The 14,498-nt window shown below is 60.7% G+C and carries 13 protein-coding genes and 1 pseudogene; 5 read left to right on the top strand and 9 right to left on the bottom strand.

Annotated features, from left to right (window positions below; translation table 11 throughout):
- From CMN27_RS15535 to CMN27_RS15520, 4 genes and pseudogenes are all read right to left on the bottom strand, one after another.
- The coding region (locus CMN27_RS15535; RefSeq protein WP_293627898.1) for a protein-disulfide reductase DsbD domain-containing protein at positions 1-666 on the bottom strand (666 nt) is incomplete at its 3' end.
- Between the two features lie 184 nt (positions 667-850).
- A pseudogene (gene cyoE, locus CMN27_RS15530) lies at positions 851-1,720 on the bottom strand (heme o synthase); the annotation flags it as partial.
- 33 nt (positions 1,721-1,753) lie between these two features.
- Positions 1,754-3,391, bottom strand: a complete 1,638-nt coding sequence (ctaD, locus tag CMN27_RS15525; RefSeq protein WP_293627896.1) for a cytochrome c oxidase subunit I — start codon at positions 3,389-3,391, stop codon at positions 1,754-1,756.
- A gap of 48 nt (positions 3,392-3,439) precedes the next feature.
- On the bottom strand, positions 3,440-3,925 hold the full coding sequence (locus CMN27_RS15520) for a DUF2244 domain-containing protein (RefSeq protein ID WP_293627895.1): 486 nt from the start codon (positions 3,923-3,925) through the stop codon (positions 3,440-3,442).
- Positions 3,926-4,079: 154 nt separating this feature from the next.
- Between CMN27_RS15520 and CMN27_RS15515 the strand changes: the two genes are divergently transcribed.
- The 4 genes from CMN27_RS15515 to CMN27_RS15500 are packed head-to-tail and all read left to right on the top strand — an operon-like array spanning position 4,080 to position 9,230.
- On the top strand, positions 4,080-4,766 hold the full coding sequence (locus CMN27_RS15515) for a response regulator (protein ID WP_293627894.1): 687 nt from the start codon (positions 4,080-4,082) through the stop codon (positions 4,764-4,766).
- Positions 4,763-6,088, top strand: a complete 1,326-nt coding sequence (locus tag CMN27_RS15510; protein WP_293627889.1) for an ATP-binding protein — start codon at positions 4,763-4,765, stop codon at positions 6,086-6,088. Before CMN27_RS15515 ends, CMN27_RS15510 begins: the two co-directional genes overlap by 4 nt.
- A 23-nt stretch (positions 6,089-6,111) precedes the next feature.
- Positions 6,112-7,599 (top strand): apolipoprotein N-acyltransferase, encoded by a 1,488-nt coding sequence (lnt, locus tag CMN27_RS15505; RefSeq protein ID WP_293627887.1) that lies wholly within the window; start codon positions 6,112-6,114, stop codon positions 7,597-7,599.
- 50 nt (positions 7,600-7,649) lie between these two features.
- Entirely contained in the window at positions 7,650-9,230 is a 1,581-nt protein-coding gene (locus CMN27_RS15500) for a bifunctional UDP-sugar hydrolase/5'-nucleotidase (RefSeq protein WP_293627886.1), read from the top strand.
- A gap of 600 nt (positions 9,231-9,830) precedes the next feature.
- Here the strand turns inward: CMN27_RS15500 and CMN27_RS15495 are convergent.
- From CMN27_RS15495 to CMN27_RS15475, 5 genes are all read right to left on the bottom strand, one after another.
- Positions 9,831-10,460 carry a class I SAM-dependent methyltransferase gene (locus tag CMN27_RS15495; protein ID WP_293627885.1) on the bottom strand — a complete coding sequence of 210 codons (630 nt, stop codon included), beginning with the start codon at positions 10,458-10,460 and terminating at the stop codon, positions 9,831-9,833.
- A gap of 138 nt (positions 10,461-10,598) precedes the next feature.
- Entirely contained in the window at positions 10,599-11,198 is a 600-nt protein-coding gene (locus tag CMN27_RS15490) for a class I SAM-dependent methyltransferase (protein ID WP_293627884.1), read from the bottom strand.
- Between the two features lie 2 nt (positions 11,199-11,200).
- A complete protein-coding gene (locus CMN27_RS15485) occupies positions 11,201-11,647 on the bottom strand; it encodes a sulfur transferase domain-containing protein (protein WP_293627883.1) in 447 nt (148 codons plus the stop codon).
- Between the two features lie 31 nt (positions 11,648-11,678).
- Positions 11,679-12,716 carry a c-type cytochrome gene (locus CMN27_RS17495; RefSeq protein WP_366515471.1) on the bottom strand — a complete coding sequence of 346 codons (1,038 nt, stop codon included), beginning with the start codon at positions 12,714-12,716 and terminating at the stop codon, positions 11,679-11,681.
- 41 nt (positions 12,717-12,757) lie between these two features.
- Positions 12,758-13,423 carry a c-type cytochrome gene (locus tag CMN27_RS15475; RefSeq protein ID WP_293627882.1) on the bottom strand — a complete coding sequence of 222 codons (666 nt, stop codon included), beginning with the start codon at positions 13,421-13,423 and terminating at the stop codon, positions 12,758-12,760.
- Positions 13,424-13,545: 122 nt separating this feature from the next.
- On the opposite strand from CMN27_RS15475, the gene CMN27_RS15470 reads away from it, so the two are divergent.
- On the top strand, positions 13,546-14,367 hold the full coding sequence (locus tag CMN27_RS15470; protein ID WP_293627881.1) for a sulfite exporter TauE/SafE family protein: 822 nt from the start codon (positions 13,546-13,548) through the stop codon (positions 14,365-14,367).
- Positions 14,368-14,498 lie beyond the last annotated feature (131 nt).

Genomic DNA, 14,498 nt, shown 5'->3' with positions numbered 1-14,498 from the left:
GGCACCGGCCAGCGCCGCGGCCACGCCGAGCAGGGCATAGGTCACGGCCATGGGCAGGACATAGGCCAGAGACAGCATCAGTCCGTGCCGGCCGCGCGCTCCGCTGCCCACGATCAGGCTGGTGAGGATCGGCACCATGGGTAACACGCAGGGCGTGAACACCAGCAGCAGCCCGAGTCCGAAGAACACCAGCAACACCCAGGCCGTGTTGCTGTCGGATAGCTGCGCGGCCAGCGACTGATCCTCGCCGAGTGCACCGGATTTCCCAGCTTTGGCTTGTGCCGTCGTAGTGCCTGCGCCGTCGTTGTTCGAACCCACGGCGGCGGCCGCGCCGCCGCCCAGGTTGTAATCGGCCAGATCCAGCGTCGCGTGCTGCGGTGGGTAGCATAGACCGGCCTTCGCGCAGCCCTGCCACGTCAGTTCGACGGTTTGGGCGTCACCGGGATCGATGCGAACTGTGACCGCGTCGTGATACACCTCGGATTCGCCGAAGAACTCGTCCTCGATGGGCTGGCCATGCGGTATATCGACGTTGGCTACAGGTACCGGTTCGCCGGCAAAATCGAATTGATGCCGATACAGATAATAACCGTCAGCGATTTTCCAACTTACGGTCAGCGTATCGTTGGCATCGACTGAGGCGTCGTAAGTAAAGGCCTCGCCCACGGGTAGGAAATCGTTTGACGAAGCCGTACCGGCGGCCAGCGCACTGGGACCGCACAACAAAATAAAGACCACAATGGCCAGCCGACGATACGGAAAAAGAGGCATCGAACCCGCTCCTGTCTTCGATGGCGTAGAAGATAAGGACCGCGGTTAAGTCAGAATTAAATAGCGCTCCGAATGAGAAAGGCGCTACGTAATGGTCCACGAGCAGTACCGTGAACAGCGCCATCAGGTAGAGAATCGAGTAGCCGAAGGTGCGCATCGCCAGGCCCGGCTTCGGCGCATACTTCAGACGAATCGCGTAGATCAGAAACCAGCCCGACAACCCGATCGCGCTGATCAGGTACAGCGGGCCGCTCATGCCGGTCGCGAACGGCAACAACGACACGATGAACAGCAGCACGGTGTAGAGCAGCACCTGGGTGCGGGTGTATTCCAGGCCGTGCGTGACCGGCAGCATCGGAATATCGACTTCGGCGTATTCGCGATGACGCTCGATGGCCAGCGCCCAGAAATGCGGCGGCGTCCAGATGAAGATGATCAGGAACAGGATCAGCGCGTGGGCGTCGACCGTGCCGGTCACCGCAGCCCAGCCGAGCACCGGCGGCGCGGCACCCGCGGCGCCGCCGATGACGATGTTCTGGGGCGTGGCCCGCTTGAGATAAACGGTGTACACGCCGGCATAGCCGACAAGCGTAACCAGCGTAAGCCAGGCGGTGAGCGGATTGACCAGCCAGAGCAGGATCGCCATGCCGATCAGGCCGATGGCCGCCGCAAAGCGCGCCGACTGCATCATGTCCAGATGACCGGTCACCAGCGGCCGCTTGCGGGTGCGCGCCATGCGCTGATCGGCCTTGCGATCGAGCATCTGGTTAACCGCAGCGGCAGACGCCGCCATCAGGCCGATGCCGAGCGTGCCGAACAGCAGCGCATCGATCGGCACCATGCCGGGCGTGGCCAGAAACATGCCCACCATGGCCGTGAACACGATCAGCAGCACCACGCGCGGCTTGCAGAGCTCGTAGTAGTCCCTCAGACCCGCCGGTATGCGCATTGTTGAATCGATGCGCACGGAAAAATTGCGGTATTACGCCAGTTCACGCGGATCGATCTTCGGCGGCGTTTCGAAGGTGTGATACGGCGCCGGCGAGGCCACCGTCCACTCCAGACCGCGTGCGCCTTCCCATACCCGGCCTGTCGCCTTCTTACCCGAGCGGCGCATGCACATGATCATGTTGTAGATGAACACGAACTGCCCAAGGAAGAACATCAGCGCGCCGACCGAGGAAATCATGTTGAAGTCGGTGAACTGGACGGCGTAGTCCGGGATACGACGCGGCATGCCGGCCAGACCGAGGAAGTGCTGCGGGAAGAACAGCACGTTGATCCAGACCGCGCTCCACCAGAAATGAAACTGGCCGAGCTTCTCGTTGTACATCACGCCGGTCCACTTGGGGATCCAGTAGTAGATCGCGGCGATGATCGAGAAGATCGCGCCCGGAACCAGCACGTAGTGGAAGTGCGCGACCACAAAATAGGAGTCGTGATACTGGAAGTCGACCGGGGTCAGCGCCAACATCAGACCGGAGAACCCGCCGATGGTGAACAGCACCACGAAGCCGAGCGCGAACAGCATCGGCGTCTCGAAGGTCATGGAGCCGCGCCACATGGTCGCGACCCAGTTGAACACCTTCACGCCCGTCGGCACGGCGATGAGCATGGTGGCGAACATGAAGAACAGTTCCGCCGAGACCGGCATGCCCACGGTGAACATGTGATGGGCCCACACGATGAAGCTCAAAAAGGCGATGGACGCCACGGCGTAGACCATCGAGTCATGCCCGAACAGCGCCTTGCGCGCAAAGGTCGGGATGATGGTCGACACGATGCCGAACGCCGGCAGGATCATGATGTAGACCTCGGGGTGCCCGAAGAACCAGAAGATATGCTGGAACAGCACCGGGTCACCGCCGCCGGCGGCGTCGAAGAAGGTCGTGCCGAAGAAATGGTCGGTGAGCAGCATGGTCACCGCACCCGCGAGTACCGGCATGACCGCGATCAGCAAATAGGCGGTGATCAACCACGTCCAGACGAACAGCGGCATCTTGAGCAGCGGCATGTCCGGCGCGCGCATGTTCAGAATGGTGACCACGATATTGATCGCGCCAGTGATCGACGAGATACCGGCCAGATGGAGCGCAAACACCATCAGCGGCAGCGCGTTACCCGTCTGCATGACCAGTGGCGGATACATCGTCCAGCCCGAAGCCGGCCCGCCGCCCGACAGGAGCAGCGTGCCCAGCAGCATAGTGAAGGCGAACGGCAGGATCCAGAAACCCCAGTTGTTGACACGGGGTAGCGCCAGATCGGAGCAGCCGATCATCATCGGCACCATCCAGTTGGCCAGACCCACGAACGCGGGCATGACGCCGCCAAAGATCATCACCAGTGCATGCAGGGTGATCATCTCGTTGTAAAAGCCCGGGTCGACGAACTGAATACCCGGCGCGAACAGCTCGGCGCGGATCACCAGCGACATCAAACCGCCGATAAACAGCATGACGAACGAAAAGATCAGGTAGAGCGTACCCAGATCCTTGTGGTTCGTGGTGCCGATCCAGCGTTTCATCCACGGCCACACGCCGTCGGCCAGCGTCACCGGACCGTGGTGGTGATCGTCGTGACCGTGATGGTCGTGGGAATGGGTCGGATTGACAGTGCTCATCGCAAACTCTCCAATTCGTAGCGCCCGACTTAGCTCGTTACTCCGTGACTAAGATTCGACCGATCGAGCGGTAACCCACCCCCTTAGCCGTTCGGCTACTTCAGCTCGTTCCTCTTCAGTCAAGAGAGCCCCGATCTCGCACCCGTGCCCGTGGCGCGTTACGAGAAGGCGCGACCTCCCATTTCGATGAACACTTCTGGAAAGACGAACTTGTGTGAGTAAACGCGGAAATTCCCATTGGCGCTCGGGCTTAGCATTACCCGCGACGATCTCAATACGTTCGTCGGTGATCGACACGATTTCCCGGTAGCTGTTCGCTTTAACGCTCGCATAGAGAGCGGCGCCAAGGGCCGCCATCTCGAGGCCGGCGAAAGGTAGCACTGGCCAGAGCCCTAACGTCATAAAAAACAGAGCGATAGAGAAAGAAATGCCGCACATGGCTAAGAAGAACCACTGTGCCTGAGCTCGCGTCAGCGATGCATTCGGGGCTATGACGAGACGACGAGTGGGCGTGTTGGATATCGCGTCGACCATAGCGATTTGGATTCTATGGCAGTATTGCTCTTGTTGATAACATATACCCGTATGGGTATATGTGCAACGATCATGTGGGCAAACCTTTGCGGGCGGTTAATCCTCACTTCATCGGCCACGGGATGATGCCACTTGCGTAAGGAAGAACTACCCAATGCATATACTTCTAGTCGAAGACGATGCCCTGGTCGGGGCCGGTATTCGTTCCGCGCTCGAAACTGTCGGCTACACGGTCGACTGGTCGACAAGCGGGGAAGAGGCACGGTTAGCGCTGAATGCGGTCACGAGCGATATCGCCATACTCGATCTCGGTTTACCGGATATGGACGGCGTCGCGTTATTAAGGGATTGGCGCAAGCGCGGTGTCGCTCTCCCGGTGCTAGTCCTGACGGCGCGCGATGGTCTGGCGGATCGTGTAAGCGGGCTGCAAGCGGGGGCAGATGATTACCTGCTGAAGCCCTTCGATCTCGATGAACTTATCGCGAGAGTACAGGCACTGCTAAGGCGCGCCGGCGGGTACGCCGGACCCATCGTCGAGCATGGTCCGATCACCCTCGATCCCGCAACGCAAACAGTGTACTGCGAGGGTCGGGAGGTTGAACTCACTCGCCGCGAATACGCGCTCCTGTCCAAGCTTCTGCATGCCCGGCAATCAATTCTTACCGCCGAGCAACTCAAGGACGCTCTCTACGGTATCGAGGCCGAGGTCGAAAGTAATGCAATCAACGTCCATATATACCATCTGCGGCGAAAGCTAGGCGCTGGCCTCGTGCGCACGGTGCGGGGCCTGGGTTATCGGCTCGGTAACGCCTCAGACATCGTTAAGCAGAGCGCGCCTTGAGTCTACGCTGGCGTCTGTTATTAACGCTGGGCCTGTCCTTTGCGGCGCTGTGGGTACTCGTTGCCGTCTGGCTCTACAGTGACTTGCGTGATCAGGTGCGCGATACGTTGGACCAGCGGCTGGCCGCTTCCGCCCGGATGGTGGCGGGCCTGGTCGCCCAGTTGCCGGAATCGGCGTGGCAGAATACGGGGGAGCCTGTTCTTTCGGTACCGAGCAGCGCTGGGGTGGCGTGCCAGATCAATGCGCCGAGCGGGCGCGTTCTCATGCGCACCCACGGCGAATTCGACGATGGCCTTGACTCGCCGCGCCCGGGTTTTACCGACCGCGATATCGACGGCGAGCGCTGGCGCTTGTTTACCTACGTTCAGAACGGCGTGCATATCACGACTGCTGACCGACTCGTCGAGCGTAGTGCCCTGCAACGCAACGTGATCGCGGTTGCGGCGGTGCCCTTTGTCGTTGCACTGCTCGGCAGCCTGGTCGTGCTCTGGTTCGGTATAAGACGCGGACTTCGCCCGCTCGAGCGTTTGCGAGACGAGCTGTCTCGACGGGCGCCAGATGCGCTCATACCGATCGAGATCGACAATGCACCCACCGAGCTCCGACCTGCGGTCGATACGCTCAACCAGTTGCTCGTCCGAACCGGCGAGACGCTCACCCGCGAACAGCGTTTCACCAGCGATGCCGCGCACGAGTTGCGGACGCCGCTGACGGCAATCAAGACGCATGTTCAGCTTGCCAAACGGCTTGACGGAGATAAGGCTCGCGCCGCGCTCGAGCAGGCCGAGGCCGGTATCGCGCGGCTGCAGCGCACGCTTGAGCAATTGTTATTGCTCGCACGGGTCGAGGCCGGCGAGTCACATTTCGATGCGGAAAACACGACCAGTTCGGCAATCGCAACTGCGGCGTTGGCTGATCTGCCAGACGGCGCGCGTGTCGTGATTGATGAGAATGTTGTCGCGATACCCGTTGCGGTGCCCAAGGCATTGGCCACCGCCGCTCTGCGTAATCTGCTGGATAACGCGCTGCGGCATACGCCAGCCGATCGTGAGGTCTCGTTGGCCACTGAGGTCAAAGCGGCGCGCGTGACGTTTGTCGTTTGCGATAGGGGTGACTGGCCGGCGGATCGTGACACGCAACCTTTAACCCAGCGCTTCTGGCGCGGGGAGGCGTCGCGCGCGGGCGTCGGCAGCGGTTTAGGTCTAACCATTACTGCCGCGATTGCCCAACGCTTCGCTGGCGAGCTCGTCTTCGAGCCACGTCCCGGCGGCGGCCTGACGGTGCGGCTGACATGGCCTCGAGCGGCACTGTCTCAGAATTGAGCAGCTGATGACGCAATAACCTGATGACTTTGAGGTTCGCACTCCAGCTGATTACTGCGCTGCTGGCGGGGGCGACTCTGGTCGCGGCGTTTGCCCCATTTTCCTTCGAATGGTTAGCGCCGTTGCCGCTCGCGCTCGTCTTCGGAGTCGGCATGGCTGTGCGGCCGCTGACCGCGGCTGCCACGGGCTATGCGTTCGGGTTCGGCCTATTCGGTGTCGGGGTGAACTGGATCCATGTTGCGGTCGAGATATTCGGGGGCAGCCCGCTCATCGCTTGGACCGCCGCGCTTGGGCTGGCCGGGCTACTCGCCGTCTTTCCGGCGACGGCGTTCGGGTTGGCGGCGTGGGCTAGTGCGCGCACAGCACCTTTAACGAAGCTGGCCCTGTGGCCCGCGCTGTGGATATTTTCCGAGTGGTTGAGAGGGTGGCTGTTCACCGGATTCGGTTGGCTCCAACTCGGGTATACCTCGACAGATTCCGATTGGGTCCAATGGGTGGCGCCTTTTATCGGCGCCTTGGGTGCGGGCTCTTTGGTCGCCGTGGTCGCGGCCGGCTTGGCAGTGGCCATCGTCACGCGCAGGACGTGGCCGGCGCTGACGACAGGCGTCTTATGGGCTGGGCTATTAGCACTGCCGGGGCCGGTCGAGCCGGTCGGGACGTACGCTACGGGTGGTGCGATCACGATCGTTCTGGTACAGGGCGATATTGCCCAGACACGAAAGTGGAGGACTGGCGAGCGTGAGGCGATAGTCGAGCAATATCGTGCGCTCAGCGCGCCATATCGGGATCGCGCGGATCTTATCGTCTGGCCGGAAACCGCGATTCCCGCCGTGTATGTAAACGGTGGATCGTCGCCCTATGTCGAGCTGGCTCGCTTTGTGAATCATCACCGGACTCGACTTATCGCCGGCACGCTGCGTCGGGGTGACGGCGATGTCTACAACAGCATGATTGATGTCGGATCGGGTCAAGCGAGCGACAAGCGTCATCTGGTGCCATTCGGCGAGTACGTCCCTTTCGGTGAATGGCTTCGCCCGCTTTTTGGCGACGCGATGGTGCCGGCTGTGGATTTCGCAGCGGGCGAAGCGATAAGCACGCTGCCGGTCGCGGGCGCGCGAGTGGGTGCGCCGATCTGCTACGAGATCGCTTTCGCGCGCGACGTTCGTCCCGTGGCGGCCAAGAGCGGGCTGCTGGTTAATGCCAGCGATGATGCGTGGTTCGGGCGGAGCATAGGCCTTTGGCAGAATCGCGAGATCGCACGCATGCGCGCTATCGAAACCGGCCGACCCGTGGCCCGCGTGACCAATACCGGGCTAACCGCCGTCATCGGCGCCGACGGGTCGCTAAAAGCCACGCTCGCACCGTTTCGCCCGGGCGTGCTGCAAGCAACGATCGAGCCGCGCGTCGGTTTAACGCCGTTCGTGCGTTGGGGAAACGGCCCGCTGATCGGGTTTTGGGTCGGCATTATCTTAGTTATCGGAGTTGCCCGGATAAGACACCCGTCATCCTGACTTAATCGCGCGCCGGGAAGATAGCTGCAAATGCTGTCGCAAGAGAACCCATGACATACGCCATCCGATTCTTGATGTGCCTGCTGCCTGTTTGGGCTATCTCCGCCGTCGCGGTGGCTGCCGAGCGCGTGACGCTGCTGCATACCAACGACCTGCACGGGCGTATGTTGCCGTTTGAAGCCGCGCCGGGCAGCGCGACTTCGCAAACGGGCGACCCCGGAAGGGCAGCGGCGCAATTCGAGGGCACTGGCGCGATAGGTGGGGTGGCCTGGCTGGCGCAGGCCATAGAAAGCGAGCGCGAGACACGGCCGGACAACACCGTTGTGCTGCTCGACGCAGGGGACACATTCAGCGATAGCTATATCGGCAACGCAACGCGTGGCAAAGCGATGGTCGATGCGATGAACGCGATCGGTTACGACATGATGGCGCTCGGCAATCACGACTTCGACTACGGATTAGAACGCACGCAAATGCTCGCCAGAATGGCCGAGTTTCCGATGCGGGCGGCAAATGTTCGCGCGGTCGATGGCACGCCTGTGCTTGGCCGACCGTGGCAAGTGTTCGAACGTGGCGGGATACGGGTGGCCGTACTTGCGCTCGGCTACCAAAACACGAGCGAGACAGGAAATCCGGACAATTTCTCAACGCTGAAATTCGGCGACGGGATCGCTGCCGCGCGCGAGTATCTGCCCCAACTACGTGCGGCTGCCGACGTAGTCGTCGTGCTTTCGCATCAGGGAACAGCGGTAGATCGTGCGCTGGCGCGTTCGGTCGACGGTATCGACTTGATCGTTGGCGGGCATTCGCACGATCGCATTACGCCGGCCGAGCGTATTGGCGATACATTCATCGTCCAGGCCATGGCCGACGGGGCCATGCTTGGTGTGACCGAACTGGTCTTCGACGAAGGTGGCCACCTCAACGACGTTGAGTCGCGAGCACTGCCGGTATGGCATGCGGACTTCGACTCCGATCCGGCGATCGCTGAACTCGTGGCCGGATATGTCGAACCTCATCGTGGACGTATGGAAACGGTGCTTACTCGTGCCGTAGACCGGATCGGCCGGCAGTATAAGTCGCCGAGCGCGTTCGATAGGATCGTGGGTGAAGCGATGCGCGAGCAAGCTGGGACAGACGTCGCGCTCATGCCGGGGGTGGGCTATGGCGTATCGATCTCGCCGGGTTTGGTGACGCGAAACGAACTCTACACGCTGCTTCCGCATCCCGCGAAGCTCGTGACTCTCGAGTTGACCGGTGCCCAGATCGGGTCGGTGCTTGAGCAGAGCGCCACCAATTTGGCGCCCGCCGAGCCGTTAGACGAGGTGGGCGGTTTGGTGCAGACCGCGGGAATCGGGTACACGCTCGATTTCCGCAAGCCGATCGGAGAACGCGTTTACGATATCGTTATCGAAGGACGGTCGCTCCAGCCTAACGAATCCTACACGGTCGCCACGAACACAGGCATGGCGCGCGGTTTGCACCGCTACGCCGCCTTCACGAAAGCCGAAAATAAGACGATCCACGATATGACTGTGACCGACGTAGTGGCCCAAGCGCTGAAAACACGCAACATCCTGACGGCACCTCCAATGAACGAGGTACGTCTCATTCGGGCCGTGACTGAGTGAGTAGACAAAGGCTGGCCGGCTCGGCTCCGCTGAGTGGCAGCCAAAACCACAGGCTATGTGCGGTTCCGACAGACACGGGGCGACAGTGTTTGCACGCGGCAAGTGCAAGGACGGTAACGCACGTTGACTAAACACATTGTCATCGTTGGTGAGCAAGCAGATGGCGAGAGCAAATGTGCCGCTGTCCTGTGTGAACCCTCTGCGGCTTAGTATTTAAGCCGCTTTGGTGAGCCCAAAACCCGGCTTGGCCGAGGGTCGTCATAAGCGAATCAAACTCGACACAGCCGTACGTCGGCGGGATCGGCAGGATCTGCTTCCTCTAGCGAAATCGCAGCAGGGCGTGGATGTACTGAAAGGGCAGTTTTCGCGAGGTACCCAGGCGATTCCGGGGGGTCGAAGATAAGTCGTCAAACGTGCAATTGCAGTGAATGCATGCAGATCGCGGGCCTGGGGCTGAGCCTTAGGCCCGCGATCATTTTCGAGTGCTCCTCGAAGCCATACAATTAGGCATATGGCCGATTGAAATCCGCTGGGAACGTTGCCGCAATCTGATTCAGACGCTTGCTATCTCGTCTACTTGTAGCTGCTGGTCTACAACGATCAGGACTTTCGGGCCAAGACCTGAACAACGTCACCGAGGCCAGTATGGAAACGCCCTTCCTGCACGTCGCGTGTTAGTTCCTGTTCGATTATGAATTCGTAGGAGGGAAAGTTCGCGCGTAATTCCTTCAACGTAAACATGTAATCGGGCTGCGAGGGGCCGCCGGTATGGCGCGTGGCTTGAGAAGGCACATAGCCCTCCAGGATTAAATGACCACCGGCTTTGAGCGCCTGGTCCACGATCCGGTAGCTATTTTTGCGAACGGAGGCGGATGCATGCGCCCAGATCATCGTCACCAAGTGGTATCCGTTGGATTCGGGCTGATAGTTGCCTAGATCTCCGCACTCGATGGCTAGATCCACACCGCGCTTGGTGGCCAATTGTTCGGCTTTCTCTAGCCCTACTCGAGATTGATCCATCGCCGTCACATCGTAGCCCAAGGTGGCAAGATACACGGCGTTTCGCCCTTCACCTTCTGCGAGGCATAGGACCCTCTGGCCGTTTGCTCGCATATCGAGTTTCGCAATAGACGCGCTCAAAAACGCGTTGGGGTACACGCCATAGGCGTATTCGTTCGTGCTATAGCGTTTGTCCCATGCGGCACGAGTACGATTTCCGGATCCGGTCATAGTGCTAACTCCGATCGCGGGTTCTCGATAGAGCCGTTACCGCCGACTTGATTGGGCATGCGCGTCGGCGGAAATTTTATTGTCGTGCAACACACGACCTCGTATCGCCAAGGCGCAACATTTGCATCCAGATAGCGCTTATTTGGCGGGGTTTTTACTGGCGAGCCCACGGAAGTGCCAAGCGAGGGGTTTCGGTCCCTGGATATAGCCGGTATCGAGCGTGTCTATGGAAAAGCCCGCGTCGGTCAATAACGCGGGAACGTCGCGATCCAGATGACAGCCGCCGGCTATATGCCGCCATGCCGGCGTGAGGCGCTGCTGCCAACGCGCCACTGGTGGCTCCGGCGAGCGGCCGTGTTCGCAGAACAGCATCGTGCCGTTCGGTTTGAGCACGCGGCGCATTTCGCGCAGGGCTAAGCACGGATCGGGAATACTGCACAGACTATAAGTCACCAGTACGGTGTCGAAATGGTCGTCTTCGGCCGGAATCTGTTCGGCACTAACGGCCATTAGCGATACGGATAGCCGCGTTTCGGACAGCCGTCGCCGCGCGCGCGGATGCATTTCAGCCGCCGGGTCGAGCCCGACGATCGTATCCACGTTCGACGGGTTGTAGTGGGGCAGGTTACGGCCGGTCCCAATGCCGATTTCGAGCACGCGCCCGCGCGCGCGGGGAACCAGACGTGCGCGTTCACGCTTTACGGCAGGATATAGCGGCTGTACAGACCCATGCGGCAAACTCAGCCGAGTTTCTTTTGCATCGCGGCGAACAGCGGCGACTCAGGGTTTAGGCCCGCATCCAAGCCGACCTGAAGCGCTTCGTCTGCGTTTTTACCTTGCAGGTAGCGGGCGCGGTAGGCCATGAGTGCCCCTACACGGTTCGAGCTCGCGCAATGCACGATTGCCGGACGCCGATCGTCTGCGAGTGCTGCGTCGAGCGTGTGCGCGTTCGCGTCGTTGATGTCGTCGGGGCCGGCGACCGGGATGTGGACGTAATGCATCCCCGCATCGGCGACCAGCCCGGCCTCGTCGAACTCATCGAATTCGCCGGCGGGCCGCAGGTTGACGACGGTTCGCACACTGCCAGCCAACGCTTCTCGCAACTGTGCCGCTGACGGCTGGCCGGTCGCGACCACGTTGTTCTCAAGCGGGTGGGCGTTGGCTATGTTCGAAGCGTAATCGGTCATGGTGTCTCCTTCGGTTCGAATGCGCGTTCAGTCACTTCTGGTTCACGTTCGCGGTCGTTCCCGAGGGTGGGGCATCTTGACCAAGCACGACGCCGTTCACGGTCTTGCCGTACATCGAGTGCTCGCCGTGATATTGCTTGGCGGTCTCGCTGACCGAGCCGGTGAAACGCGGATCCTGCGGGCGCTCTTGGCTGTCGATGAACTGCGCAACGTCCCAGGCTTGTTGGTCGCTCAGGGTCGCGGCGCCCAGGGGCATGTTGGCCTTGATGAAGCCCGCCGCCGTGTTGACGCGATGCATGCCAGCACCCCAGTTATAGGAGCGCGGACCCCATAGAGGCGGGAATGCCAGACTGCCGTCCGCCGCTCGCTGACCTTGCCCGTCACTGCCGTGACACAGCGCGCAGTGGTCGGCGAACACCTGTTTGCCGCGTGAGAAGCTTGGCGGCTGTTCGGGCGCATCGAGTTCGGGATAGCCGCGCCCGGCCAGATCCTTGGCGACCGGCGCGCCGCTGGCCAGCCAGTAGGCATAGGACTCAAGCGCAACGAGCACCTCGTCGCCGCGTGGCGGCGGTGTGCCGTTCATGCTGTAGCGAAAACAGCCTTGTATACGCTCGGCGAAATCGTTGACGTGCTTGTTCTTGCCGCGATAAGCGGGATACATCGCCCACGCGGCCCAGAGCGGTGCGGAATCCGGCCGTCGGCCTTCGTCAAGATGGCAGTTGGCGCATTGCAAGTCGTTGCCGACGAAGCGACCGGCGTGTGTCTGCGTATCGGTGAAGATGTCGCGGCCTTTGCGAACCATGGCGCCAAACTCGTCGTCCGGGATCTCGTTGCGTGCGGGGGGCGCGAAATCCGCGGCAGCACTCGCAGTGGCAGGTGGTGCCGCGTCGCCAAGCCGTTCGCTTTTTTCGGACGCCGCGTTACCCGATACGGCCACGTCTTCGGATTTCGTGGCGCTCTCTGTCGTGTCGTCTCTATCTGCGGGCGCGGCGTTCGCCGTTTTTGCCGGTGCTTGCGTAGGCGTGCTCTGATCCCGCGTGCCCACCCAGAAAATGACTGCGGCGAGCATTGCAAACGACACCGCGACCGTTAGAAGCGGAATGCGACTACTCATGATCCACCCCCCTTGGCGGATGTCGGTGATTGCGCAGCGAAGTACTGGGCGACCGGCTTGATATCCGATTCGTCCAGCTTGGCGGCGATCGACGCCATCAAGCCCATCGGGCCGCCGGGTCGCTTGCCATTGCGCCACGCTCGCAACTGACCTTCGAGATAGGCAGCGGGTTGGCCGGCGAGGGCGGGGAAGTGTTCGCCCACGCCCACGCCCGCGGGACCGTGGCATTGGACACATGCCGGGATATCGTCGGCCCAACGGCCATGTTCCGCGAGCCTGGCGCCGGTCTCGGGTGGGTTTTCCGATTGTCCTGTGCTTGCTTGAGACGGTTCTGAACGAAGCTGGCTGTAATAACGAGCCATCGCGCGTCGCTGATCCGCCGATAACGCGTTCGCAATCGGTTTCATGACCGCGTTTTCGCGCGCGCCGCTGGCGAAGTCGTTGAGCTGGGCCTCGAGGTAGGGCGCACCCAGGCCAGCGAGACGAGGGAAACCGGCTGCCTTATTGCCTTGCCCATGAGCGCCGTGACAACTGCTGCAGGGTGCGACGTCATCGCCGAGACCCTGCTTTGCGATATCGCCCGGACTTGCCTGCGCCCAAAGCGAGACCGACAGAAGACACACAAGCGTCGAAATCGTGTTTAAACGGAAACGGATTGTCATCTTCTGCGCCTCTTGCTCGGACTAACTCAATAATACCCCTACATGTATCTGTATACTACCGAGGCATAACGATAGAGCAATAGGTTCTATCAACGTTTGTTTCCAGAATCCGGACGGATGCCATGAGTGTGATCTTCGGAATTATTGTCGGGCTTGCTCTTGGCCTCACCGGTGGCGGTGGTTCGATATTCGCCGTTCCACTGCTGATTTACGGGTTGGGTGAGCCAGCCCAAGCTGCGATCGCGGTTTCGCTAGGCGCAGTGGCCTTCACGGCAGCGTTCGGTGCGGCAGAATCTTATTGGCGCGGTTTAATTGAAGTCCGAGCGGGCTTCATTTTTGCGGTCGCAGGCGTAGCCACTGCACCGATAGGCGTCTACTTGGGCGACCTTGTCAGTGAAGCAATGATTACTGGGCTATTCGCTGCCGTGATGGTCCTCGTCGCTGCACGAATGTTTCGAAGCGCACGCCGTGCCGGTGCTGACTCGAAAGTGGTACGGGCGAGGCCGGCTGCCGACGCCCATGACGATCCCGGTACCGTTTGTCATTACAGTCGCGATGGTCGTCTTCGATTGAATGCGCCCTGCAGCGCGGCGCTTGTGGGGGTTGGGGTTCTCGTGGGTGTGCTGTCGGGGTTTTTCGGCGTGGGTGGCGGCTTTCTGATCGTACCGGCGCTGATCATGATTACCGAAATGGGAATTCACAGAGCGGTTGCAACTTCTCTGCTCGTCATAACCCTTATCGGCTTGTCCGGACTCGGATCCGCTGTTTTTTCCGGTCGCGACATCGACTGGGCACTGACCGGCTTGTTCATACTCGGCGGCATCATGGGAATGATCGGAGGCCGCGCGTTGTCACGCTATATAGCGGGTCCATCGCTACAGTTTGTTTTTTCGATCGCCATGCTGCTCACAGCGGGTTACATGATCCTCAAAACGTTTTCGTAATTTCGGGAATTACGCTAGACGAATGGCCGGAGTCGGCCAAAAGCAGACGCTCACGGAGCTTCCGAACTCACTAATGCGCTGTTATCGCAAACACATCGACATGACACGCCTTCGGGATTCGAACCGTTTTC

Origin of the sequence: Salinisphaera sp. (assembly GCF_002729955.1) — a bacterium.
Taxonomy (GTDB): Bacteria; Pseudomonadota; Gammaproteobacteria; order Nevskiales; family Salinisphaeraceae; genus Salinisphaera.
The sequence above is the reverse complement of the archived record's forward strand: the minus strand, read 5'-3'. Positions and strand labels throughout refer to the sequence as shown.

Bases quoted from the DNA above. Each gene is read 5' to 3' on its own strand.
- ctaD (WP_293627896.1), bottom strand. From the start codon at position 3,391: ATGAGCACTGTCAATCCGACCCATTCCCACGACCATCACGGTCACGAC.
- CMN27_RS15520 (WP_293627895.1), bottom strand. From the start codon at position 3,925: ATGGTCGACGCGATATCCAACACGCCCACTCGTCGTCTCGTCATAGCC.
- CMN27_RS15515 (WP_293627894.1), top strand. From the start codon at position 4,080: ATGCATATACTTCTAGTCGAAGACGATGCCCTGGTCGGGGCCGGTATT.
- lnt (WP_293627887.1), top strand. From the start codon at position 6,112: ATGACTTTGAGGTTCGCACTCCAGCTGATTACTGCGCTGCTGGCGGGG.
- CMN27_RS15500 (WP_293627886.1), top strand. From the start codon at position 7,650: ATGACATACGCCATCCGATTCTTGATGTGCCTGCTGCCTGTTTGGGCT.
- CMN27_RS15495 (WP_293627885.1), bottom strand. From the start codon at position 10,460: ATGACCGGATCCGGAAATCGTACTCGTGCCGCATGGGACAAACGCTAT.
- CMN27_RS15485 (WP_293627883.1), bottom strand. From the start codon at position 11,647: ATGACCGATTACGCTTCGAACATAGCCAACGCCCACCCGCTTGAGAAC.
- CMN27_RS17495 (WP_366515471.1), bottom strand. From the start codon at position 12,716: ATGCTCGCCGCAGTCATTTTCTGGGTGGGCACGCGGGATCAGAGCACG.
- CMN27_RS15475 (WP_293627882.1), bottom strand. From the start codon at position 13,423: ATGACAATCCGTTTCCGTTTAAACACGATTTCGACGCTTGTGTGTCTT.
- CMN27_RS15470 (WP_293627881.1), top strand. From the start codon at position 13,546: ATGAGTGTGATCTTCGGAATTATTGTCGGGCTTGCTCTTGGCCTCACC.